19 protein-coding genes are annotated in these 23,309 nt (G+C 64.5%); 13 read left to right on the plus strand and 6 right to left on the minus strand.

The genetic code is table 11. The annotated features are described in order from the left end of the window. Positions 1-124: 124 nt before the first annotated feature. Positions 125-1,015, minus strand: coding sequence for an MBL fold metallo-hydrolase (locus SO180_RS37800; protein ID WP_449383882.1), 891 nt, complete (start codon positions 1,013-1,015; stop codon positions 125-127). A 650-nt stretch (positions 1,016-1,665) separates the two neighbouring features. Here SO180_RS37800 and SO180_RS37805 point away from each other — a divergent pair. The 10 genes from SO180_RS37805 to SO180_RS37850 all read left to right on the plus strand — a co-directional run bounded on the left by SO180_RS37805 (position 1,666) and on the right by SO180_RS37850 (position 14,509). Further along, on the plus strand, positions 1,666-3,999 hold the full coding sequence (locus SO180_RS37805; protein WP_449383883.1) for a mechanosensitive ion channel domain-containing protein: 2,334 nt from the start codon (positions 1,666-1,668) through the stop codon (positions 3,997-3,999). 97 nt (positions 4,000-4,096) lie between these two features. Beyond that, positions 4,097-5,095, plus strand: coding sequence for a tripartite tricarboxylate transporter substrate-binding protein (locus SO180_RS37810; protein ID WP_449383899.1), 999 nt, complete (start codon positions 4,097-4,099; stop codon positions 5,093-5,095). A gap of 176 nt (positions 5,096-5,271) precedes the next feature. After that, entirely contained in the window at positions 5,272-6,921 is a 1,650-nt protein-coding gene (locus tag SO180_RS37815) for an NAD-dependent malic enzyme (RefSeq protein ID WP_449383884.1), read from the plus strand. 137 nt (positions 6,922-7,058) lie between these two features. Continuing rightward, positions 7,059-7,451, plus strand: a complete 393-nt coding sequence (locus tag SO180_RS37820; RefSeq protein ID WP_027524466.1) for a BlaI/MecI/CopY family transcriptional regulator — start codon at positions 7,059-7,061, stop codon at positions 7,449-7,451. After that, on the plus strand, positions 7,448-9,967 hold the full coding sequence (locus tag SO180_RS37825; protein WP_449383885.1) for a M56 family metallopeptidase: 2,520 nt from the start codon (positions 7,448-7,450) through the stop codon (positions 9,965-9,967). Before SO180_RS37820 ends, SO180_RS37825 begins: the two co-directional genes overlap by 4 nt. Positions 9,968-10,183: 216 nt before the next feature. Continuing rightward, positions 10,184-10,513, plus strand: a complete 330-nt coding sequence (locus SO180_RS37830) for a serine hydrolase domain-containing protein (RefSeq protein ID WP_449383886.1) — start codon at positions 10,184-10,186, stop codon at positions 10,511-10,513. Between the two features lie 95 nt (positions 10,514-10,608). Continuing rightward, positions 10,609-12,075 carry a DUF1800 domain-containing protein gene (locus SO180_RS37835; RefSeq protein ID WP_449383887.1) on the plus strand — a complete coding sequence of 489 codons (1,467 nt, stop codon included), beginning with the start codon at positions 10,609-10,611 and terminating at the stop codon, positions 12,073-12,075. 2 nt (positions 12,076-12,077) lie between these two features. Next, a complete protein-coding gene (locus tag SO180_RS37840) occupies positions 12,078-13,334 on the plus strand; it encodes a DUF1501 domain-containing protein (RefSeq protein WP_449383888.1) in 1,257 nt (418 codons plus the stop codon). 357 nt (positions 13,335-13,691) lie between these two features. After that, a complete protein-coding gene (locus tag SO180_RS37845; protein ID WP_449383889.1) occupies positions 13,692-14,240 on the plus strand; it encodes a septal ring lytic transglycosylase RlpA family protein in 549 nt (182 codons plus the stop codon). A gap of 119 nt (positions 14,241-14,359) precedes the next feature. Further along, a complete protein-coding gene (locus tag SO180_RS37850; RefSeq protein ID WP_449383890.1) occupies positions 14,360-14,509 on the plus strand; it encodes a hypothetical protein in 150 nt (49 codons plus the stop codon). Positions 14,510-14,898: 389 nt separating this feature from the next. Here SO180_RS37850 and SO180_RS37855 read toward each other — a convergent pair whose 3' ends face one another. The 3 genes from SO180_RS37855 to SO180_RS37865 form a co-directional block, all read right to left on the minus strand. Then, positions 14,899-15,267 carry a hypothetical protein gene (locus tag SO180_RS37855; protein ID WP_449383891.1) on the minus strand — a complete coding sequence of 123 codons (369 nt, stop codon included), beginning with the start codon at positions 15,265-15,267 and terminating at the stop codon, positions 14,899-14,901. Positions 15,268-15,352: 85 nt separating this feature from the next. Further along, entirely contained in the window at positions 15,353-15,616 is a 264-nt protein-coding gene (locus SO180_RS37860) for a hypothetical protein (RefSeq protein WP_449383892.1), read from the minus strand. A 203-nt stretch (positions 15,617-15,819) separates the two neighbouring features. Continuing rightward, positions 15,820-18,507, minus strand: coding sequence for a flavin-containing monooxygenase (locus tag SO180_RS37865; RefSeq protein ID WP_449383893.1), 2,688 nt, complete (start codon positions 18,505-18,507; stop codon positions 15,820-15,822). A 223-nt stretch (positions 18,508-18,730) separates the two neighbouring features. Here SO180_RS37865 and SO180_RS37870 point away from each other — a divergent pair, with 223 nt between their 5' ends. Continuing rightward, entirely contained in the window at positions 18,731-18,946 is a 216-nt protein-coding gene (locus tag SO180_RS37870) for a hypothetical protein (RefSeq protein ID WP_449383894.1), read from the plus strand. A 101-nt stretch (positions 18,947-19,047) separates the two neighbouring features. On the opposite strand, the gene SO180_RS37875 is transcribed toward SO180_RS37870, so the two are convergent. Then, complete coding sequence (locus SO180_RS37875) at positions 19,048-20,283, minus strand: LON peptidase substrate-binding domain-containing protein (protein ID WP_449383895.1); 1,236 nt, start codon at positions 20,281-20,283, stop codon at positions 19,048-19,050. Between the two features lie 267 nt (positions 20,284-20,550). Between SO180_RS37875 and SO180_RS37880 the strand changes: the two genes are divergently transcribed. Continuing rightward, a complete protein-coding gene (locus tag SO180_RS37880; protein ID WP_449383896.1) occupies positions 20,551-22,062 on the plus strand; it encodes a carboxylesterase/lipase family protein in 1,512 nt (503 codons plus the stop codon). A 9-nt stretch (positions 22,063-22,071) separates the two neighbouring features. On the opposite strand, the gene SO180_RS37885 is transcribed toward SO180_RS37880, so the two are convergent. Then, entirely contained in the window at positions 22,072-22,251 is a 180-nt protein-coding gene (locus tag SO180_RS37885; protein WP_449383897.1) for a hypothetical protein, read from the minus strand. 166 nt (positions 22,252-22,417) lie between these two features. Between SO180_RS37885 and SO180_RS37890 the strand changes: the two genes are divergently transcribed. Beyond that, positions 22,418-23,215, plus strand: a complete 798-nt coding sequence (locus SO180_RS37890) for a DODA-type extradiol aromatic ring-opening family dioxygenase (protein ID WP_449383898.1) — start codon at positions 22,418-22,420, stop codon at positions 23,213-23,215. Positions 23,216-23,309: the final 94 nt, after the last annotated feature.

Raw genomic sequence — 23,309 nt, forward strand, 5'->3', positions numbered from 1 at the left:
GGCGTTCGAGGGGTGTCCACACCCTCACCGCCGCTTACCCCAGTCGCCGCTTACCCCATAGCATCTGGATTGCCCGCATTCGCCTTCGCGGGTGATGACGGCTCTCCTCGGGTGGCGAGTTGCGTCAATACCCGCGTCCCCACCAGTAGCAGAAGCGCTCGACGTTGGCGGCAAGGCCGTTCTCGTAGTTCGCCCACTTCTCGTATTTCGGCAGCTTGACCTCCTTCATCGCGGTGTCGAAGCATTTGCCGGCGTCGGCGGCCTTCTTCACCTCGGCGGAGAGATCTTCCATGTACGCGATGTCGTCCTGAATGTCCTTCTTGGTGCCCAGGCGTCCGCCGGCATTGGGGTGGCCAGGGATCATCCGCTCCCAGTCCAGCGATGCGAGCTTTTTCAACGAGGCGATATATTCCAGCGGCGAGGCGTTGTCGGGGATGTTGCGAAACTGGATGGACTCGATCGGCGCGAAGTCGACGACAAAGACCAGCTTCTCCTTCGGCAGACGCATCACCAGCGAATTGTCCGAATGGTTGCGGCCGACATAGACCAGCTCCAGCGTGGTGCCGCCGAGCGTGATGGTCTTCTTGTCGTCGACGACCTGGTCCGGCATCACGACATCAGCAAGCAGCGCGTTCTGCTTCTTCAAGTCGAGCCAGCGCTCCTTCAGCCGGCGGTGCGCGATGAAGGTGGCGCCGAGGTCCTTGAAGGCCTGGCCGCCGGCGGCGTGGTCGTAGTGATGATGGCTGTAGATGACGTATTTGATCGGCTTGTCGGTGACGGCCTTGATGGCGTCGATATAGGGCTTTGCGGGACGCTCATACGAGATCGGATCGGTGGCGATCACGCCCTGCGGGGTCACGACGAACATCGATTGGTGTCCGCTGTAGCGGAAGATGTAGACGTTTTCAGTGCCCTCGACCTTCCGGGTCAAGGTTTGCGGCGAGTTCTGCGCGTATGCGGAGCCAATTGCGGCGAACGTCGCGGCAATGACGGCGAGGCGATGGACGATTTTCATGTGTGATTTTTCCGGCTCGGAATATTGGCGCAGGAGGAAGAGCACTCGTCGATACAAACGCCGGTGGAACCGGTTTATTCCGATCGTGGAACGCGCGCCATCGCTTCACATTTGTCCGACTGCGCCATCGTTCCCGCTTGACAGTTTTATGTCACGGGAGGAGCATGCCGATGGTCGCCCAGCGCGACGCGTAACGTCCATGTCATGAGCAAGGGGAGGTCTATGACACCACCTCCGCAAATCCAGCCGCGTTAAGTGCGATGGAGCTCGTTCGGACTATCGCATAGCGGCGAAATCCGCGAACGGCACGCCGGGTCAAGGTGAAGTGGGCTGCATCAGTGAGGCATGGCCCCTTACCTTCCCGGCGCTGTGTTTTTGAGCATCCCTGTTTCTATTAATCGATCGTGAGCCGGCTCTCTGTCGTGGAGCTTCGGCACGATTGTGGCGAGCGGTGATTGCCGTGAAGACCGCGACTCGGTTGTGTGCGCGGCGACGGCGTGTGTCATGTGCCGCGGCAAATGCCAAGAGAAAGTCGCCGCGACGGCAAACTTCCGACACAGGACCGGGGCGAATAGCGATGATCCGACATGACTCGTACACAAAGGCGGTGCCGGTTCTGACACCGCCTTAGCTATTTCTGGGGACTCATCGTGTCGCAAAGGCTGTCTTCGGCGCTTCTCGTCGCCTGTGTCTTCCTCGCGATCTCAACTCTTTCTGGTGCGCGCGCCGAACCGGCGGTGCCTGCGACCGGCAATGCTGCAACGCTCTCCCCAGAGCAGGCCCGGCGCGCGCTGGACACGCTGCAGGACGATCAGAAGCGTGCCCGGATGATCGATACGCTGCGCGCAATCGCCAGTGCGTCGGATCAGCCGCAGGCTACGACTGCCGCGCCCGAGCAGAAGTCTCCTGCTTCGCTGTCAGCCGACGGCCTCGGCGCGCAGCTCCTGCTGACGGTCTCGGAAGAGATCGGCGAGATCTCGCGTCAGGTCGCCGACATGGCGCGGACGCTCACGCATTTTCCGGCGTTCTACTATTGGATCGTGCGGACGGCCAATGATCCCGCCGCCTACAATCTGCTGATCGAGATCGCGTGGAAGCTGGCGCTGGTGTTTGGTTGCGCCTTCTGCGCCGAGTGGCTGATTTTCCGCCTGATCAGGCGTCCGGTCGCATTCCTGGAGGCGCGCGTGCCGCAGGCTCCGCACGTGCCCGCGCAGGCGCTCCCCATCATCGAGCCGCCATTGTCCGTTGCCGCAGAGCCTGAGCTGCATCGCCGCCGCGCCAGTCTGGCCCGCGCCTGGCAACTCTTGCTCCGTCTGCCCTTCGTGCTCGGCCGCCTCGTGATCGAATTGCTCCCGGTGTTCGTCTTTGTCGGCATCGCCACGACGTTGCTGGGAACCGAGATCGGCGAACCGGCAACCGTCCGCCTCGTTATTCTCGCCGTCGTCAATGCCTATGCCTTCTCGCGCGGACTGATCTGTCTGGTCCGGGCGCTCGCGGGGCCTTTCGGGCTCTTTCCGGTTCGCGCCGAGACCGCGGCCTATATCGAGATCTGGGCGCGGCGCATCGTCGGTGTCGGCGTTTCCGGCATCGCCTTTGCCAATGTGGCGCTGCTGCTCGGCCTGCATCGGGCCGGCTATGCGGCCTTGCTGCGCATGGTCATGCTGATCGTGCATCTCTTCATCGTGGTCATCATCCTGCAGTGCCGTCGCCAGGTCGCCGAGGCCATTCGCGCGCCGGCCGGCCGGCAGGGTCTTGCGGCAAGGGTACGTAATCGCGTTGCCAGCATTTGGCACTATCTTGCGATTGCACTCGATCTGGCCCTGTGGGCCGTCTGGGCGCTCAACATCCGCAACGGCTATTCGCTGCTGCTCCAGTATTTCGTCGGCACCGTCGTGGTGGCGCTGATCACGCGCGTCGCCATCATGGTGACGCTGAGCCTGATCGATCGCGGCTTCCGCATCAATCCGGAGATCCTCCAGCGCTTTCCCGGCCTCGAGATCCGCGCCAACCGCTATCTGCCCCTGCTGCGCAAGATCGTCTCTGGCGTCATCGCCTTTATCGGTTTCGTGGCCGTGCTGGAGGTCTGGGGCGTGGATGCGATCGTCTGGTTCTATGGCGGTCAGATCGGCAGCAGGCTCCTGTCTGCGGTCGCGACCATCGGCGTTGCCGCCGCAATCGCGGCCGCGATATGGGAGGCCAGCAACGCGCTGCTGGACCGACAGATCAACGCCTTGTCGCGCGAGGGCCACTATGCCCGCGCGGCGCGCCTGCGCACGTTTCAACCGATGCTGCGGACGGTGTTGCTGTGCCTGATTGCGACCGTCGTCGGTCTCACTGCGCTGAGCGAGATCGGCGTCAATGTCGCGCCGCTCCTGGCGGGGGCCGGCATCGTCGGCATCGCCATCGGCTTCGGCTCGCAAAAGCTGGTGCAGGATCTCATCACCGGCCTGTTTCTCCTCCTCGAGAATACGGTCCAGGTCGGCGACACCGTCAGCGTCTCCGGCCTGACGGGCGTGGTCGAAAACGTCTCGATCCGCACCATTCGCCTGCGCGCCGGCGACGGATCGCTGCACATCGTTCCGTTCAGCGCGGTGACCACCATCACCAATTCAAGCCGTGGCGCGGGCAATGCGTCCGTCAGTGTCAATGTCGCCTACAAGGAGGATACCGATCGCGCCGGACAAATCCTCAAGGACATCGTCGATGACATGCGTCGGGAGCCCGAATTCCGCGCCGCGATCCGCGGCGATCTCGAGCTCTGGGGCATCGACAAGGTGGATGGTTCGATGGTGTCGATCGTTGGCCAGATCCGCTGCACCGACAGCGGCCGTTGGCCGGTTCAACGCGAGTTCAATCGCCGCATGAAGCTGCGCTTCCAGGAAAACGGAATCGAGATTGCTTCCTCCGCCCAGACTATCCTGATGCAGATCGCCGCGCCGGCCGACACGGCCTCGAACCTGACCTTGCGACGCGCGACCGGCTGATCTTCGTCCTTGCCTCCTGAACGGCGACGTCGTTCACTTCTGCCCACAAACGTGCCCGCCGGTTAACGGCGGGCGGAAGCGGGAGGCTGGGGGAATGATGGGTGGATTGTCGGCTGGATTGCGCGGCTTCGTCACTGCGATTTGCACGCTGATCGGACTTGTTGCGTCCGCCGCACCAGGGATGACCCAGTCATTCCCGTCGCGGCCCATCACGCTGGTGGTGCCGTTTGCCGCGGGCGGGCCGACCGACACGCTGGCGCGGATTCTCACCGAGCGGATGGCGGCCGATCTTCACACAACCATCGTGGTCGAGAACGTGGTCGGTGCATCCGGCAGCATCGCGGGCGCGCGCGTGGCGCGGGCAACCCCCGACGGCACCACGATCACCATCGGGCATTGGGGCACGCAGGTGCTGAACGGCGCCGTCTACAAGCTCGCTTACGATGTGCTTGCCGATTTCGAACCGATCGCGCTAATTGCCAGCGGCCCGCAGCTCATCGTCGGCAGGAAGACCCTGGAGGCTGGAAATCTCAACGAGCTGATCGCCTGGCTGAAGGACAATCCGAACAAGGCGTCGGCCGGGACGGCCGGCGCCGGCTCCGGCGCGCATGTCGCCGGCGTGTTCTTCAAGACCAGGACCGGTACTGAATTTCAGTTCGTGCCCTATCGTGGTGCGGGGCCGGCCATGACTGACCTCGTGGCCGGGCAGATCGACCTGATGTTCGATCAGGCGTCGAATTCGCTGCCGCAGATCAAGAACGGCACGATCAAGGCGTTTGCCGTGACCTCGCCGACGCGACTTGCCTCCGCGCCTGATGTTCCGACGGTCGACGAAGCAGGCCTGCCTGGCCTCTACATTTCCTACTGGCACGGATTATGGGCGCCGAGGAACACATCCAGGGACATCGTCCAGCGGCTCAACGCGGCCATCGTCGCCGCGCTCGCTGATCCCACGGTCCGTCAGCGCTTTGCCGAGCTCGGTCAGGAGATCCCGCCGCGCGAGCAGCAGACTCCGGCTGCACTCGCGGCGTTCCAGCGAGCCGAGATCGACAAGTGGTGGCGCATCGTGAAGATCGCCGACATCAAGGCCGAATAGGCGCAGCATCGACCTTGCGGCCGGCGCTACGCAGCAGCCATCTGCATCATTCTTCGTCACTCCCGGGTCGCTGCGGTGCGAGATCACAATCGGGTCTTGACCTGCAACGTCCTTGATCTCAATCAAGGGGTGGCCGACAATGTTCGTTCGCACATAAGAAACTCTCGGGGGAATTCGTGAATAGACCTGATCGGGTCGGCGCCGACTCAACGCCTTCAAACTCGCCGCGTGGCATGACGCTGCTGCGCGATCCCTTGCTCAACAAGGGCACCGCCTTCACCGAGCAGGAGCGGGCCGCACTCGGCTTGCGCGGCCTGTTGCCGGCGTGCGTGCTGACGATGCAGGACCAGGCGGAGCGTGTCCTGATCAACTTGCGCAGTCTGCCGAGCGATCTCGAGAAATATGTTGCGCTGAACGCGTTGCATGATCGCAACGAGGCGCTGTTCTTTCGTGTCGTCTGCGACAATATCGACGAAATCCAGCCGCTGATCTACACCCCGACGGTCGGGCTCGCCTGCCAGAAATACGGCCTCATCTTCCAGCGTCCGCGCGGCATGTTCATCTCCTCGCGTGACCGCGGCCAGATCGCCGAGATTTTGAAGAACTGGCCTTATCCCGCCAAGTTGATCGTGGTGACCGATGGCGAACGGATTCTCGGTCTCGGCGATCTCGGTGCCAACGGCATGGGCATCCCGGTCGGCAAGCTCTCGCTCTATTCGGCCTGTGCCGGGGTGCATCCGGAGCAGTGCCTGCCGATCGTGCTCGACGTCGGCACCAACAATGAGGAGCTGTTGCGCGATCCCTATTATCTCGGCTTGCGCGAAAGGCGCCTGACCGGCGAAGCCTATGACAGTTTCGTCGACGAGTTCATGCAGGCCGCGCGCAAGGCGTTTCCAGGCGTGCTGATCCAGTTCGAGGATTTTGCCAACCACTCCGCGTTTAAGCTTCTGCACAAGTACCGGGACGAGGCTTGCGTCTTCAACGACGACATCCAGGGCACGGCAGCGGTGGCGCTTGCCGGCCTGTTCTCGGCACTGCGCGTCAGCGGCGGCAAACTCAGGGATCAACGCATACTGTTCCTGGGTGCAGGCGAAGCGGCGACCGGCATCGCGGATCTCGTGGTCTCGGCGATGATGGCGGAGGGGGCCTCCGAAGCCGAAGCGCTCAGCCGCAACTGGCTGGTGGATTCCCGCGGCCTCGTCGTCAAGGGACGGGCCGGCCTGTCCGGTCACAAGCTGCGCTACGCCCACGACCACGGGCAGATCGCCGACTTCCCCGCCGCGATCGAAACGCTGAAACCGACCGCGATCATCGGCGTGGCGGCGGTTGGCGGCGCGTTCACGCCGGACGTGCTCAAGGCGATGGCGAAGCTCAACGCGCATCCGATCGTGTTCGCGCTCTCCAATCCGACCTCGAAGGCGGAGTGCTCGGCCGAGGATGCCTATCGCTACACCGAAGGCCGCGCGCTGTTCGCCTGCGGCAGTCCCTATGACCCGGTGACGTTTAACGGCAGGACCTTCGTCCCGCGCCAGGGCAACAACTCCTACATCTTCCCGGGCGTCGGCCTCGGCGTGATCGCAACCGCTTCGCGCCTCGTGACCGACGAGATGTTCATGGCCGCCGCCCATTCGCTCGCCGACTGTGTCGGCAAGGACGATCTGGACCAGGGCAGCCTCTATCCGGCGCTGCCGCGCATCCGCGAGGTCTCCGCCCGGATCGCGGCCGCCGTAGCGCAGGTGGCCTATCAGCGTGGCCTTGCCGAAGGGTCGGCGCCCAATGACGTGGTGGGCCTCGTCCGGTCGCAGATGTACGAGCCGCATTACTGAGGGCTTCGCCCGCCCCGGGCGGGCGGATCGGTCAGCACCACGGCACCATCTGAGGTGGAAACGCCGTTGCGCGGCGCGGCCGTATATGCGACGATCTGTAGCGTTACAAGAAACTTCCAGCGACAAGGTCACACACCATGGACGATCGTTTGCCCGAACTGGGCGACCTCGAGCGCGAGGTCATGCAATTGGTTTGGGCTCATGGGCCGGTGACAGCCGAGGTCGTGCGTGAACGGCTGCCGCGTCGTCTCAAGGAATCGACCGTCCGCACCGTCCTGCGCCGGCTGGAAGAAAAAGGTTACGCGCGGCACACTGTGGACGGACGCACCTACGTCTACCAGGCGGTCGAGCCCCGCGCGCGCGTCGCCGCCAAGGCGGTCCAGCGCATCGTCGACTGGTTCTGCAATGGCTCGATCGAGGAGGTGCTGGTCGGCATGGTCGATAATGCGATGCTCGATCAGCAACAGTTGCGCACGCTGGCTGACCAGGTGGCCAAGGCGAAAAAGGTGAGGGGAGTGAAGAAAGAATGATCGCAACTCTGGCAGAGGCGGCGCTGCGCTCCTTTGTACTGGGAGGCGTCGTCTGGTTTGGTCTTTATCTCTTTCGCGTGCGCAATCCGCACGTGCAGATGACGGCGTGGGTCGTCGTGCTGCTGGCCTCGCTCGCGATGCCGTTCGTGATGCATTGGCCGACGCTCACCATCACCCGCCTGCCTTTGCCGGTGGCAGCGCCGGACGATGTCTGGCCGGTTGAAGCGCCGATGGCCGAGTCCTTGCCAGCCTTGCTGTCCGCCGAGCACGGCGCAGCCCTGGCGCCGCCGGCGAAAAGCGCGGCGCCGATCAACTGGTGGGCCATCGCGACGATGACCTATGCGGGCGTCGCCGGCTTCCTGCTGCTGCGGCTCCTCGTCGGCCTCTTCTTGACCTTTCGTCTGGCGCGGGCTGCAAAGCCGATGGGCGGCCCCCGGGTAGTCAAAGCCGAGGTGCGCATCAGCCGCGATGTCGGCGGTCCCGTCACCTTCGGATCGACCATTCTCGTGCCGCCGCAGTTTCTTGACTGGGATGCGCGGAAGCGGCTCGCCGTGCTCGCCCACGAGGGCGCGCATGTCGCCAATCGCGACTTCTACGTCCTGCTGCTCGCGTCACTCAACCGCGCCGTGTTCTGGTTCAGCCCATTCTCGTGGTGGCAGCTTGCGCATCTGGCGGAGCTGGCCGAGATCATCAGCGACGTCCAGGCGATCGAGGCGATCGACGACAGGCTGTCCTACGCGGAGATCCTGCTCGACGTCGCAACCTCGGTGAAGCCGCGTCCGATGGAGCTCGCGATGGCGCGGGCATCGACGGTGCGCGCCCGCGTCGAGCGCATCATTGCGGCCGCGGCGATGCCTGCAGCAGTCGGCTGGCGCAAGCGTGTCTGGATCGCGGCCATGATCGTGCCCGCCGTCATCGTGTCGACCGGCATGATCGCCTATCGCACGCCGGAGGCGAGCCCGGCCGTGGAGGATGCCGGTGAGACCAGCAACGCCCAGCACTACCGCGCGTTCGTCAATTTCTACGCGCTTGGCCCGTCGTCGGTGTTCGCCATCTTCCGCGACGGCGATGAGTTGTTCGGGCAGTGGACCGGGCAGCGCAAGCAGCGCTTGACGGTGCAGGATGGCATGGCATCCTACGTTGCCTCGTTCGGCAGCATCACGTTCCCGGTCGACGCGGAGCGCCGGTCTTCCGAGCTGATGATGCGGGTGAACGGTCGCGAGGTCCGCACCTCGCGCGTCGCCGAGATGCCTGCTTCGACCGCCGATGCAGCCTCGCTCGACCAGTATGTCGGCTGGTACAAGGTCGCCTTCAACCGGGTGTTGACCGTCAAGCGCGATGGCGATCGCCTGCTGGTGCACGAAACCGGCCGGCCCGCCTTTGCCCTGATGGCCGAAGGTGCCGACGCCTTCTCGATCCGGGGCGACGATCTCGTGATCTTCCTGCGCGACGATCAGGCCCGGGTTGCGCGGGTCCTCCTGCACAGCGCGGCCTCAGGCCCGCGCCTGGCCGGACGTATCGATGAGGCCATGGCAGGCAGCATTGAGGCCGACTTCCTGCGGCGGATCGCGGAAGTTCCAGAGCGGTTCAGGGACCAGGTCCCGGCGCCGGGAAGCAAGGAGATGATCCTTCGCGGAATCGACGACATACGCCGCGGCACGCCGAACTACGACTCCATGAGCGCGCCGCTGGCGGCCAAGATCCATCGGCAGGTCGGCGAATTGCACGCGACGTTCCTGGCGCTCGGCGCGGTGCAATCGATATTCTTCCGCGGCGTCGGCCCCGGCGGCTATGACATCTATGGTGCGAAGTTCGAGAATGGCACGGCCGAGTTTCGCCTGCTGATCGACCCGGACGGTAAGGCCGGTGACGTGACCTTCCGTCCGGACGGCAACGACGAGCTCGGCGGCATCGTCGCCTGTTCGGAACAAGTCGCCGTTCGCGGCCAGGCCGGCACCTCTCCGATCAGGATCATGTTCTACAACGACACCGGTGACGACATTCAGGTCTTCAACCTCGATGCGGACGGCAATCGGCGCGTGCAGGCAACCATCGGCAATAGCATGACGTCATCCTTCCTCACCACGGTCAACAATCCCTGGGTGATCGCCGAGCGCTCGGGACAATGTCGCGAGATACTGCTGCCGGGACGGCAGACGCGTTTCTACAACGTCGACGCGCCGCATCCCGGCGCGCGGCTCGGGCGCGTCGCGCGGCGGAACATGCCGATCGCCAACGGCGAGGAGATGCTGCGGCAGTACATCGAGAGCGTCAGCAAGGGCCGTCCGGACTACGACCACATGACCACGGAGGTCGCCGAGCAGACGCGTCAGCAGCTTCCGTTCGATCAGGCGATCCTGACGCGGCTCGGTGCGCTGCGCGCGATGTCGTTCCGCGGCGTCACCGCACTCGACAGCGACATCTACATCGCGCAGTTCGCCAACGGCTCGGCGGAATGGCGAATCGGGGTCAAGAACGGCACCATCACGAAGATTGCGCTGGGGCCGAATTTCTAGCAACCCAAGCGAGCTGAGCTACCGCAAAAGGCGTGAATGAGAGCATCAAATGAGACGGCGCCAGTTTGTTTCACTTCTCGGTGGAGCTGCGCTGGTGCCGCTCACCACGTTGCCGGTATATCCGGACCCGCCCGACGACTCCGGTATTCCGGCGGCGCGAGACGACGGCTGGCCCATCGTTGCCGTCAACGAGGATAAGCTTATCGACCGCGCCGCATGCGCAGGATTGTCGATCGGCTCGCGGCTCCGGGCACTGCCAATGTGCACGGCATTCTGGTCGCACGCGGTGACAAGTTGGTGCGGTACTTCAAGGGCGCCGACGAAATCAACGGTCGCCAGGTGGGAAACGTCACCTTCGATGCCGATACACTGCACAACGTGAAATCGGTTTCAAAGAGTGTCGCGTCGCTCGCCGTCGGGATCGCGATCGATCGCGGGATCATCGGCGGCATCAATGAGCCCATCTTCAGTTTCTTTCCCGAGTTGGCCGGCGAGGTTAATGAGCGCGCGTCGCGGACCGCTCAATCGGAGCTTGCAGTCGTTTGATGTAAATGCTACGATCTGTAGCACTACAGAGCGTCATGGTCAGCGATGCTGGCCTAGCGTGATGGTTCGGTTGGCTGACATATCGGGCACCCGCCATGAGCAATTCTGCAAAGGCTGAGGCCGTGCTGGCGCTCCATCGCTTCGGCATGGGGCCGCGACCGGGGTCGATTGCCGCGATCGAGGCCGACCCACGCGCAGCGCTGATCGCCGAGCTCGACCGGCCGCTGTTGCTTGCAGCCGCAGCCAGCCTTCCCTCTAGCGCCAAGGCCTATCGCACGGTCGCGGACGCCAATGCCAAGCGTGCGGCGCGGGCCAAGCAGGAAGCCAAGAAGCAGCAGATGGCCGCGGCTCCCGTCATGGCCGAGGACCAGGACGCGAGTCAGGGACAGAAGCAAGGACAGACTCAGGGTCAGGGCGCGGAAGCTGCCGGGATGGCGGCCAAGAAGGCCGCCGACGCCGTTCCCGATCCGGGACGGCCGATCTATCTTGAGGAAGCCAAGGTACGCACGGAGGCGGCCCTGGCCGCGGAAATCGGCTTTGCCGAGCGTTTGGTGTGGTTCTGGTCCAACCACTTCTGCATCTCCGCAAACAAGATCCAGAGCATGTCGGGTGCCTATGAGCGCGAGGCCATTCGTCCGCACGTGCTCGGCCGCTTCAACGATCTCCTGCAGGCCGCCGAGGGCCATCCGGCCATGCTGTTCTATCTCGACAATCTCGGCTCGATGGGCGCGAACTCGATCGCGGGCATCAACCGCAGCCGCGGCCTGAACGAGAATTTTGCGCGCGAGATCATGGAGCTGCATACGCTCGGTGTGCGCAGCGGATATACGCAGGACGATGTCATCAGCTTCGCCAACGTTCTGACGGGCTGGACCCTGATTCCGCCCGGCAACGATCCCGAGCGAGGCGGAGAGTTTACCTTCAACCCGCGGCTCCATGAGCCCGGCGGGCAAACGGTGCTCGGCAAGCTCTACGACCAGGATGGCGTCGAGCAGGGACGCGCCGTGCTCCGCGACCTTGCGGCTCATCCTGCGACGGCGATGCACGTCGCGACCAAGCTCGCGTGCCACTTCGTTGCCGAGACGCCGCCACCATCGCTGGTCGAGCAGATGGCGAAGACGTTTCGCGAGACCGACGGCGACCTCAAGGAGATCGCGAAGACGATGGTGTCTTCGTCCGAGGCGTGGAGCGAGCCGCCGTCCAAGCTCAAGCGTCCCGGCGAATGGGTGGTCGGCATGGTGCGCGCGACCGGCATCACGCAGGCCGATCCGACGCGTTTCACGGGCGGACAGGAACTGCTCGGGGAGGCGCTGTGGCGGCCGCCGGCGCCGAAGGGCTATCCGGACGACGAGGCGAGCTGGATCGATGGCGTGGGCCGGCGCCTCGACGTCGCCAACAATTTCGCCGAGCGGATGGCTGGCCAGGCCGACCCGCAGGAGATCATCGAGACCGTTTACGCATCGCAGGTGTCGCCAGAGGTCAAACAGGCGGTCAATCGCGCCGAAAGCCGGCAGCAGGCGCTCGCGCTGCTGTTCATGTCGGCAGACTTCCAGAGGAGGTGAGCATGAGCTTCGCCAATCACCTGCCGACACGGCGTGAGCTGCTGATCGGCTCGGGCGCGCTGTTCGCGTGGAGCCAGATGCCGAAGCTGGCGCGCGCGGAAGGGCGCGATCCGCGCCTGCTTGTCATCATCCTGAGGGGCGCACTCGACGGCCTTGGCGCAGTCGCGCCGGTCGGCGATCCCGACTGGATCTCCCTGCGCGGCGATCGCGCCCTGGTGCTCGACGGCAAGACGCCGGCGCTGCCGCTGGATTCCTTCTTCGCGCTCAATCCGGCGATGCCCAATCTGCATCGGCTGTACAAGAGCCAGCAGGCGCTGATCGTGCACGCCACGGCGACGCCCTATCGCGAGCGTTCGCATTTCGACGGCCAGGACGTGCTCGAGAGCGGAATCGCAAAGCCCGGCGCGATCGGCTCCGGCTGGCTCAATCGCGCGCTGGTCGCGCTGGAATCGGGCGGTCGCGTCGATCCGCGCGGCAGCCGGGCGCTCGGCGTCGGTGCGGTGACGCCGCTGGTGGTGCGCGGCTCGGCACCCGTCATGTCGTGGGTGCCGCAAAAGCTTCTGTCGGCGAGCGAGGACACGCAGAACCGCCTGCTCGATCTCTATCAGCACACCGATCCGAAGCTTGCCGCCGTGCTTCAGGCGCGCATGAAGCTCGCTTCGCTCGGCGGCACCGCGGGGATGGGCGATCCGATGTCGGAGGATCCGACACTGATGCCGCCTGGGATTGCACGCGTGCGCGCGTATTTTGCGGAAGCTGCCGGCACCGCCGCGCGCTATCTCGCAAAGCACGACGGCCCGCGCGTTGGCGCCATGGGTTTTGTCGGATGGGATACGCATATCGCAGAGGGCGCTGCTTCGGGGCAGCTCTTCAACCTGCTCGGTGCGCTCGACGGTGCGCTCGCTTCGATCGAGACCAACATGGGCGAGGCCTGGCACGATACCGTCGTCGCCGTCGTCACCGAGTTCGGGCGCACCGCGCGGATCAACGGCACGGAGGGAACGGACCATGGCACCGGCACGGTCGCATTCCTCACCGGCGGAGCGCTCAAAGGCGGCCGCGTGATCGCGGACTGGCCGGGATTGAAGCCGGCACAATTGTTCGAGGATCGCGACCTGAAGCCGACGACGGATCTGCGCGCCGTGCTGAAGGGGCTGCTGCAGGATCATCTGCGTGTCGAGAGCACCGTGCTTGCCAGCATCGTGTTCCCCGACAGCGCCGATGTCACGCCGATGAGTGGACTTGTTGGTAGCGGATGAGGCGAGACGCGCGAGGTGCGCGGAATTGCGATTGGAGTCGCCATGTGCTTCCTGACCGAGCGGGAGATCGCGTTTCTGGCCAGCCTGCAACGGCGATGGCGGAACCTTTATTGGCGCGAGCTCGCGCGACTTCTCACGGAGAGCGCGGCGCGTGAAGCGCACGCCGTATTCTGGCGAGAATCTCACGGTTGATGCGCCGATCGGACGGGCTGTGTCTTGATTCGAGACGTGCGACGAACTGTGGTGTAATCGCAACAGCCTGGGTGAAACTGCACCCAGCCGCAGCCCGGCTTTTTTTCCGACAAGGTTCTGCCTCCATTGACCGACGGAGTAGAGGCCGATCGGAGGGGCGTAATCATGTCTCGCTTCGAATGTGCCAGAACCGTTCACCAGAACGGCGCAAGCCAAGGTTCCCCGCGCGGGCAGGCTGCTCGACTTGTCCTCGCCGTTATCGGTGCCGCATCCCTCGCGGCCTGTGCGCAATCCCCGGTGGCGCGGCAGAAAGCCGAATTCGCAACTGCAAGCCGGCAGGCCATGACCGAGCACCGTCACGAGACCCGCAGGCTCGCGGGCGTCTACGCCCGGCCGCGGCATCACGCGCCAACCCGCGCGGTCGCGGCGCGCACGGCCTCGCAGGGCGTCGCAAGCTTCTACTCGGATGACCAGGAGACCGCGAGCGGCGAGAAGTTCGACAAGCACGAACTCACCGCCGCCCATCCTTCGCTGCCGTTCGGCACGCGCCTGCGCGTGACCAATGTCTCCACCGGACGCTCGGTGACGGTCCGCGTCAATGACCGCGGACCCTATGTCCGCGGCCGCGTCGTCGACGTCTCCTATTCGGCCGCCGAGGCGCTCGGGATGGTCAACAAGGGCGTCGCCAATGTGAAGCTCGACGTGGTGCAGTAACCGCCGTGTCGCAGGGTCCGGCTCTGCGACGTCGCAGCCGCATACCGCGCTTAACCGGCTGTTAGTTTCGCTGAAGCAACATGGCGGACTAGACAAATTTCGACGGCCGGGGAGGGCGCGTGAACACGATCCAGCATCTTGAGGACCAGGTTGCGCGCGCCGAGCGGCTGGCGAAACGGATCACGGATACGCTCACGGTCGAGAAATTGTTGTCCTTCGCCGGCGACCGTCGCCGCGAGATCGAAGCGATGGCCGGCAGGCGCCGATAGGCCTGATCATTCCGGACGCCATGCTTTCTCGGCATGCAGCCACGCCAGACGGCTTGGAACTTCTCTTTGCGCCCCGCGTCATGTCCGTGATGAGGAGGAGAGAAGCCATGGGATTTGGAAGAGGTGCTTTGCTTTGGCTGCTCGGCGTTCCCTTGCCGATCATCCTGCTGTTAGCGTTGTTCTGGCACCACTGAGCGTGCCGATGAAAAGGCGCCGCGATGCGGCGCTTTTTTTGTCTGTGTGCTGAACGATTGGTGGCCGACCTAAAGGCGATGAGATTGGGATCAATCGTCCTCGCGCTTTGGGTTGTTGCTTGAGCATGATCTCGGCGCAAACGCGTTGCGCGTTGTCGCGAGGGAAAGCCGCTTCACACTTTTCCGGATCATGCTCTAGCGTGCCGCAATCCGCGCCCGGAGTGCGGCATCCATACCATGCGGCGTAGAGGCGCTCGCGCAGATGTTGCTCTCGACGAAATCCCGGAGATGGTCGGGCAGGTCGGTGCCGTCGATGTCGCAGCGGGACTGGATTTCGATGGCGACGTCGGCAGAGATGTCCTTGACCCAGTGCTCGAGCGTGTTGAACGAAATCACCCGCACGGGGTCGCTGAAGCAGCCGGCGATGAACTCGCCGATCGTCTGGTCGAGATCCGTGCGCTCGATGCGGATTTCCCTGGTGCCGCTGATCCGGTCGATCACGACGAACAGCGTTTGATCTGCGCCATAGGGCACATCGAGGGATAATGGGACGGCTTCGAGCATCGTGGGCACTCACGCCTTGGTTCGCATCATCAACGGGAAAGAGCCGAGGAATGTTCCTCGGGATGTCATTCGTCGTCGCGCGGCGTCAGAGAAATTCCCGCAACCGGGACAGCTCGGCGATGTGCTCGGGCGACAGAATCCTCGTCACCAGCGGCGGTTGTGGCGACGTATGGATTTCATAGAGGTGCCTGGTTGCCAGCGGCTTGTCCATGAAGGCCGTGATGCATCGGTCCAGCGTGTCTTCGAGCACGAGGTAGGTCTCCCGGTCCTCGCGCCGCTGGTTTCCGAGCGAGGGCCATTTGCGCAAGCGCGCGGTTGCGCCGAAGTTCATCTTGGACTCGGAAGACATCTGCCCCTGCTACGCGCTCACGCAAAAAGAACCCCAGCACACATGGTCGCGTGCCGGGGCCCACACCTATCGCTGCATCTCAATGCCACAAGCTCGCAACGCACGCGCCTGGGATTCGTTCCCCGTCGACGAAACCATTTTTGACCGCATCTGCGGACCAGTCCAGCCCACAGATCACGCGACCACAGCCGCGACGCCGGCAGTCAGCTCGCGGCAGCCGCGATCTTGTGCGCGGGCGAGGCGTGACCGAAGCTCGCGTCATCGCCACGCCGTGTTTCCGGCGGAAGGCCGGCAAAGCGGCGCAAGGCGTCCGCCATCTGCACCCGTCCACGGACGCCCGTGACCACCACGTCGACCATCGTGAAGGACGAATGGAAATGGCCGCGCGCCTGCAACTGCTCGACCGGAACGCCTGCGGCTGCGAGCGCGTCCGCATAGGCGATGCCTTCGTCGCGCAAAGGATCGAACTCGCAGGTCACCACGAACGCCGGCGGCAGGCCGGCGACCTTGCCACGCAGCGGCGAGACGCGCGGATCGGTGCGCTCGGCGGGCGAGCAGTAGATGTCCCAGAACCAGTACATCAGCGAGCGTGTGAGGAAGTAGCCGACCGCATTCTCCTCATAGGACGGACGGTCGAATGTGCAGTCGGTGACCGGGCACACCAGGAGCTGGCCGGAGATCTGCGGGCCTCCACGATCGCGCGCGAGCTGGCAGGTGACGGCGGCGACATTGCCGCCGGCGCTCCAGCCCGCGACGATCACCGGGCCCGGCGTGCCTCCGAGTTCGGCCGCATGCGCCGCGACCCAGCGCGTCGCCGCATAGCCGTCCTCGGCTGCCGCCGGGAAGCGGTGCTCCGGTGCGTGCCGGTAGCCGACGCTGACAAACATCATGCCAGTGCGTTGGCACATGTCGCGGCAGAACGGATCGTCGGACTGCTCGTCGCCGAGCACCCAGCCGCCGCCGTGGAAATAGACCACGATCGGGTGCGGCCCGGGAGTCGCTGGCCGATAGAGGCGATAGCGCAGCGCGCCGTCAGCGCCATCGAGCGTGCCGTCGACGACCTCGCCGACCGGCCGCCCTGCGGGGCGGGCCTGGTTGAACTCGTTGACGAAGGCGCGCGCACCCAGCGCGCCCATCGATTCGATCGGCGGCAGGTTCAGCTGCGCCAGCATGCCGAGCACGATGCGCACGTCCGGCTGCAGGCGCACGATCTCGCCGTCATTGCATTGCGCGGCGACATTCGGACCGGTGAGACTGAAGCCGAGCATGCCGCGAGCGACGATCTCGTCGCAGATGCTGCGATAGGGGCCGACACCGCCGGTATAGGGCATCAGGCCCTGCACCTTGCCGGGGACATTGGCGCCCGTGTACCAGGTATTGGCGAGCCGATGCAGCGTCAGCATCGAGCAGTCGGCCATGTGCCGACCCCATCCGGCCTGCGCTCTCTCGGTTGCCTCGATGGTGGTGAAGCCGGCGTCGCGAAGTGCGGCCAGGCGCTCGACCACCCAATCGACATGCTGCTCGATCGACACCGCCATGTTCGACAGCACCGACGGACTGCCCGGTCCCGTGATCATGAAGAAGTTGGGGAAGCCCGCGACCGTCAGGCCGAGATAGCTCTGCGGCCCGTCCGCCCAGACGTCGGACAGCGATTTGCCGCCGCGGCCGGTGATCGGATGCACGGCCCGGATCGCGCCGGTCATGGCATCGAAGCCGGTCGCGAACACGATGACATCCACGTCGAAGCTGCGCTTGTCGGTCGTGATGCCGGCAGCGTTGATCGCCTTGATCGGCTCCTGCCGCAGATTCACCAGCGTCACGTTGGGCCGGTTATAGGTCGCATAATAATTGGTATCGAGACAGGGGCGCTTGGCGCCGAACGGATGGTCGTGCGGCATCAGGGCCGCGGCGGTTTCCGGATCCTTCACGATGTCGCGGATCTTCTCGCGGATGAAGTCGCCGATCAGCGTGTTGCCCTCGACGTCGACACCCTGGTCGGCCCAGAGTTGCGTGAGGATGTAAACGAGATCGCCCTTGCCCCACGCCTCTTCGAACCGCGCGCGGCGCTCGGGATCGCTGAGCTGCCAGCTCACCGACGTCTGTTGCGGATAAGGCACGCCCGTCATCGACCAGCGCGCCTGCTCGCGATAGGCGGCACGGTCGCCTTGCAGCAAGCCGAGGCGGTCTGCCGGTGCTGGGCCGTTGTGGGCGGGCAGCGCAAAGCCCGGCGTGCGCTGGAAGATTGTGAGCTGTGCCGCCTGCTCGGCGACCAGCGGAATCAGCTGGATGCCCGAGGAGCCCGTGCCGACCACGGCGACGCGCTTGCCGGAGAGATTGACACCGTCATGCGGCCAGCGCCCGGTGAAATAGATTTCGCCCTTGAAATCCTTGACGCCGTCGATTTCAGGCGGCTTTGGCGCGGAGAGACAGCCCGTCGCCATGACGTAGTGGCGGCAGGATACAGCCGGGCCGCTGCTGGTCGTGAGCTGCCTGCGCCCAGCTGCCTCGTCCCATCGCGCTTCAGTGACCTTGGTCTTGAACCGGATGTCGCGCCGGAGGTCGTAACGATCGGCCACAAAGCCGAGATAGCGCAAGATTTCGGGCTGGGCTGCGTATTTCTCCGACCAGGTCCAGGCGGTCTCAAGATCCGGATCGAACGTGTAGCTGTAGTCGATGGTCTGGATGTCGCAACGTGCGCCGGGATAGCGATTCCAATACCAGGTGCCTCCGACGTCGTCGGCCTCTTCCAGCGCGACGGTCGTCAGACCCGCCTTGCGTAGCTGGTGGAGAAGATAGAGACCGGCAAAACCTGCGCCGACCACGGCAACGTCCACGTGTTGGGCTTTCCCGGTGGCCTCCGAAGCACGTGCTGCAACCATTGCCTCAGCCATGCGATTATCCTCCCGAGCATTTTGCTTTGTCGACAGGCTATCGCCGCAGTGCTGGTTTGTCATCAGCGCAAATTCAATCTTGGGTAGCGAAGGCGCGATGCACTGCGGCTTGCGGCATACGCCGCGCCGCAGCAACCGCGGTGAGCGCTTGATTTTTCGAGGCAATCACGCTGTTGTTCCGAGTATGCTGATTTCCGTGCCGAGGCTCTGACTAACAAACGCCATGAAGAAGCTGAGCGAGCGAACCAGGGCGAACATGGACGTGGTGCTGGAGGAAACCTGCCGTCAATTGCCGCATGGCGGCGACCACGACAGCCGCAGGTTCATTGCCGAGCGCTTGATCAAGGCCGCAGAAGCCGGGCATTCGACACTCGGAGAACTTGGTATCGTCGCGCGCCGCGCGCTCGCTGAGTTGACTGGCAAGGATAGCCAAGGATAACGGCCAGCCGTGGACGAGGCAGCCCGGACCCGAGCGCCAGGTCCGGCTGTGGCGGTCTTGCGAGTACGAACGTTCCGAACGTTACGACGCCAGACGGCCCGTCAGGTCTTGCTTGCGTTGCGAGCGATGACCTCGACTGCACGGGCGCGCAGGATCCCATGTTCGGCGAGTAGTTGCGCCGCAGGGCTCCGCGTCTCCGGAAATATGCCGATCAGCATATTCGCCCCGGTCACCGCGGCGCGTCCCAGCTCATGCGTATGGATTTCCGCGCGCTGTTCTGCACGTTCGAATGCGGCGGTGGGTTTGGCCTCCCTGCCATCCTGGGCGACAATATTGTTGAGCCCGCGATCGACATAGGCCTTGAGGCTCGCCCTCATGGCGTCGAGGTCTGCGTTGCAGTCCCGCATCACGGCGGAGGCGTCGGCATCGTCGAGCAGTGCGAGCAGAAGATGCTCCAGCGTGGCGTATTGATGGCGCCTTTCCGTGGCATAGCCGAGCGCGCGGAGCTTCGTTGCCTGGAGCGCCGGTGATAGTGGGCGTCCAAAGTCCATGAACGCATCGACCTGCTTCAGCCGTGCCACGGGATCGAGCGTTGCCAGCAGGTTCTGTTTGTCGCCCATCGGCAATCGCAGGCGCGTTGCGATGATGTCGGCAACGCGACCGGGATCGCGGGTCTGTTCGAGCACGGGCCAAACCCCGGGAATGCGGATGTCACGCGCCGCCGCATAGCGCTCGAAGCGCTTGACCGCGCGGAGGATCAGTTCGGGTGCGTCGGGGATCGGTCCCTCGCCGAGGGCGGCAACCTCCGCCTCGAATGCGCCGCTCGCGGTGACGAAGCGGTGGATCAAGACGCGGCGATTGACCTGCGTCAGCACCTTCAGCGTCCCGTCAGGCAGCGATTCAAGCTCGAGCAACTGGGCGAGAACGCCGATCCCATGGACATCGCCGTCTCCAGGCTCGTCGGTGCCTGAATCCTTCTGGATCGCCAGCACCACCTCGCGCTGGCGTTCGAACGCATGGTCGAGCGCCTGCATGGTCTTTGGGCGTCCGACGAACAAGGGATAGGTCGCGGTCGGGAAGGGGACCAGGTCGCGCAGTGGAACGGCGGGGTAGCTTGCGATTCCGGTTTGAGGTCCCGTTGCCTGCGGCCTTGCCGGCGGCGTCTTGCCGTCGCGTCGATCGGCCTGGAGCGCCGCCGACATGGTGTTCCAGTCGGCGACGCCGAACATCCTGGAGACCAGCTCCAGGCTCTCGCTGTGACTTATGCTGATGGCCTTGATCTGGAGGGAGTCGCGCAGGGTCTGCGCCATAGCCTTGGCATCGCGAAAATCGCGCATCGGTGTCGTCCTTTGCAGTGAGCGAACCAGGCGTGTCAGGTGGTTGCGTTGCTGACCCGGTCGCTCGGGCAAAGGGAGGCCGAAACAGGCTTCGATACGTTCACCGTCCCCAGGAGGGTGCAACCGGCAGGCCGTATCAACCGGACGAAAAAGTGACCCAAAGCGCGCTCGCTGTCAATCGCACCGACGCCTGGGTGAGGCTTGCCTCGCCGTGTCAGGCGGACGTAAAAGCATTGGACGCACTTACTGTGCATTGAGATTTCGCCGATGCGGTCCTTGCTGGCGCTCGCTACGGCTTCGATGGTCTCTTCAGTGGTCCTGGGACAGGTCGGCTTGGCCTCGGCCCAGCAGGCCGGGCAATACCCGTTTGCCTTGACGCATGAAGGCCAGATGCTCGGCGCTGTCGAAGGCGAGGTTGCCTCTTTCAAGGGACTGGCGTATGCGGCCGCGCCACTCGGGCTGCTCCGATGGCGCGCGCCAGAGGCGCTTCCCGAGAGCTCGGAGATGCGGACCGCCTACGATTTTGGTCCGGCGTGCCTGCAGCCTGCGATGCTGCATGCGAGCGAGGATTGTCTGACGCTGAACGTCTTCCGGCCCTTCGGCGTCGATGGACCGCTGCCGGTGATGGTTTTCTTCCATGATGGCGGCTTTGTCACGGGCACGGCGAACGATCCCTTGCTCGATGGCGCGAAGCTTGCGCAGGATGGCACCATCGTCGTGACGGTGAACTATCGTCTCGGCGTGTTCGGCTGGCTTGCGCATCCAGCGCTCGCCGTCAATGCGCCCGACGGCGCAAGCGCCAATTACGGCATGATGGACCAGATCGCGGCGCTGCGCTGGGTTCATGACAATGCCGCCGCGTTCGGCGGCGATCCCAACAATGTCACGTTGTTCGGTTCGGGCTCCGGCGCGACCTCGATTGCCCTTCTGATGCTCTGCCGGGAAGCGCGCGGGTTGTTTCACAAGGCGATCTTGCAGTCGCTGCCGGCGCGCCAAGGCGTGACGTCGCTGCAAGAGGCTGATGCCGTCGGGCAACGCGTGTTCGGGCTGGTCGCGCGCGACGGGAGTACGTCTGATCCGCGTGCGTCGGATACGAGAATGCTGCTCGCGGCCGAAACCCTGCTGTTCGCCAAATCCGAGCGCAGCTTCGGACCGGTGCTGGACGGGCGGCTCGTGACGGAAGACATCGCGAGCGGCTTCGGTGCCGCGCACGAAAGCCGCATCCCGCTGATCATCGGCTCAAACGAGGACGAGACGAGTTTTGCCGGCGAGCCCGACCTGAAGGAGGAGCTCCGCCTCGCCGGTGAATCCGCCGATCGATTGAAGGCGCTCTATCCCGGCATTTCCGGCGAGCCTGCGGAGCTTGCCGCCCGGCTCTATACGGATCGGGTCTTCACCGAGCCCGCGCGGTTTCTCGCGCGTCTGCACGCGGCGACCGGCGCGCCGACCTACCGCTATCGCTTCTCCTATTCGGGCGAAGCCCAGCGTGCGAACGGCGATGGCGGCCACGGACGGGAATTGCAGTTCGTGTTCGGCGCCCAGGGCGTGCCAGGCGCGAGCCCGTTCACGCGCGCCGACCGCGAGCTTGCGGGTCAGTTGCGCGGCTACTGGACCAATTTCGCGAGGACCGGCGATCCCAACGGACCGGGCCTGCCGCGTTGGGACGCAAGCTCGCAAGGCGAGCGCTTGCTGCAGATCTCCAATGACGGAATAGCAAGCCGAGACGATCCGCTGTCGGCTCCCCTCGATCATCTCGAACGGCGGAGCCCAAAGGGGTGAGCGAGGAGACTACGCTGCAAGCTCGACGCGGGGCGCCGCCGTCAGCCGCTCTTCCTCGATGAAGTCCATCGCGCCGTCCTTCTCGACGGCGTAGCACTGCCGGCCTTCCCTCGACTTGTAGACGGCGCGGACGACCCCGCGGCGACCCTTCTCACTGTTGACGACATCCCCCAGCGCAAACTTTGCCATCTTGCTTCCCGAAAAAACCCAACCGGTCGAGTACTTCGACCGGCCGCCGATTTTGGAAGGCAAATCGTTAACGACTTGCTAACCATGCGCGTTTCCCTATGCTCGCCGCCGAAAAGCGCGTAGGGCTACGCCTCGCGCTTGTTGCAAGAAAGATGAGCCGACATCGATGACGCGATTTCCGACCTTCTTCCTGTCGCATGGCGGTGGACCCTGGCCATTCATGGACGACAGGCGGGTGCAATATGCAAAGACCGCGCAAGAGTTTGGCCGGCTACCCCAGCGGCTGCCGTCGCGGCCAAAGGCGGTGCTCGTCATCACCGGTCATTGGGAGGCGGACCAATTCACGGTCTCGACCTCGGCAAACCCTCCGATGGTCTACGACTACTACGGTTTCCCCGAGCATACCTATCTCCTCAAATATCCCGCACCGGGCGAGCCGGCCCTGGCCGCGCGGGTGAAGGAGCTTTTGGATCGTGCCGGCGTCGATTGCCGCGAGGACGCCAATCAGGGCTTTGATCACGGCACCTTCGTGCCGCTCGGGCTGATGTATCCGAACGCCGATATGCCGATCGTGCTGCTATCGCTGAAGTCGACCTACGATCCGGCCGAGCATATCAAGGTGGGGCAGGCGCTGACTGCGCTGCGCGATGAGGGTGTCCTGATCATCGGCAGCGGTCTGACCTATCACAACATGCGCGGCTTCGGACGCGCGGAATCGAAGCCGGTGTCGTACGAGTTCGAGGCCTATCTGAACGAGGCGATCGGCCAGCCGGACGCTGCGCGGCGCAACGCCATGCTGACCGCCTGGCAGGACGCGCCGGGCGCGCGCCTTGCCCATCCGCGCGAGGACCACCTGCTGCCGCTGATGGTCGCGGCCGGTGCCGCGGATGGCGATACGGGACACCGTCTGTTCATTGACGAGGTCGCAAGCGTCGCGATGGCATCGTACGAGTTCGGCGGCTAGGCGAGGTGCCTAAAGCATGATCCGGAAAAGTGTGAAGCGGTTTTCCGAAAAGATCATGCTCAAACAACAGCCTAAAGCGCGATGACGATTTTCC

The organism is Bradyrhizobium sp. UFLA05-112 (assembly GCF_053572325.1).

What these genes read in the sequence shown, in the direction of transcription:
- SO180_RS37800 (WP_449383882.1), bottom strand. Translation starts at nt 1,015, where the DNA reads ATGAAAATCGTCCATCGCCTCGCCGTCATTGCCGCGACGTTCGCCGCA.
- SO180_RS37810 (WP_449383899.1), top strand. Translation starts at nt 4,097, where the DNA reads ATGGGTGGATTGTCGGCTGGATTGCGCGGCTTCGTCACTGCGATTTGC.
- SO180_RS37820 (WP_027524466.1), top strand. Translation starts at nt 7,059, where the DNA reads ATGGACGATCGTTTGCCCGAACTGGGCGACCTCGAGCGCGAGGTCATG.
- SO180_RS37825 (WP_449383885.1), top strand. Translation starts at nt 7,448, where the DNA reads ATGATCGCAACTCTGGCAGAGGCGGCGCTGCGCTCCTTTGTACTGGGA.
- SO180_RS37830 (WP_449383886.1), top strand. Translation starts at nt 10,184, where the DNA reads ATGCGCAGGATTGTCGATCGGCTCGCGGCTCCGGGCACTGCCAATGTG.
- SO180_RS37835 (WP_449383887.1), top strand. Translation starts at nt 10,609, where the DNA reads ATGAGCAATTCTGCAAAGGCTGAGGCCGTGCTGGCGCTCCATCGCTTC.
- SO180_RS37840 (WP_449383888.1), top strand. Translation starts at nt 12,078, where the DNA reads ATGAGCTTCGCCAATCACCTGCCGACACGGCGTGAGCTGCTGATCGGC.
- SO180_RS37845 (WP_449383889.1), top strand. Translation starts at nt 13,692, where the DNA reads ATGTCTCGCTTCGAATGTGCCAGAACCGTTCACCAGAACGGCGCAAGC.
- SO180_RS37855 (WP_449383891.1), bottom strand. Translation starts at nt 15,267, where the DNA reads ATGCTCGAAGCCGTCCCATTATCCCTCGATGTGCCCTATGGCGCAGAT.
- SO180_RS37860 (WP_449383892.1), bottom strand. Translation starts at nt 15,616, where the DNA reads ATGTCTTCCGAGTCCAAGATGAACTTCGGCGCAACCGCGCGCTTGCGC.
- SO180_RS37865 (WP_449383893.1), bottom strand. Translation starts at nt 18,507, where the DNA reads ATGGCTGAGGCAATGGTTGCAGCACGTGCTTCGGAGGCCACCGGGAAA.
- SO180_RS37870 (WP_449383894.1), top strand. Translation starts at nt 18,731, where the DNA reads ATGAAGAAGCTGAGCGAGCGAACCAGGGCGAACATGGACGTGGTGCTG.
- SO180_RS37875 (WP_449383895.1), bottom strand. Translation starts at nt 20,283, where the DNA reads ATGCGCGATTTTCGCGATGCCAAGGCTATGGCGCAGACCCTGCGCGAC.
- SO180_RS37880 (WP_449383896.1), top strand. Translation starts at nt 20,551, where the DNA reads ATGCGGTCCTTGCTGGCGCTCGCTACGGCTTCGATGGTCTCTTCAGTG.
- SO180_RS37885 (WP_449383897.1), bottom strand. Translation starts at nt 22,251, where the DNA reads ATGGCAAAGTTTGCGCTGGGGGATGTCGTCAACAGTGAGAAGGGTCGC.
- SO180_RS37890 (WP_449383898.1), top strand. Translation starts at nt 22,418, where the DNA reads ATGACGCGATTTCCGACCTTCTTCCTGTCGCATGGCGGTGGACCCTGG.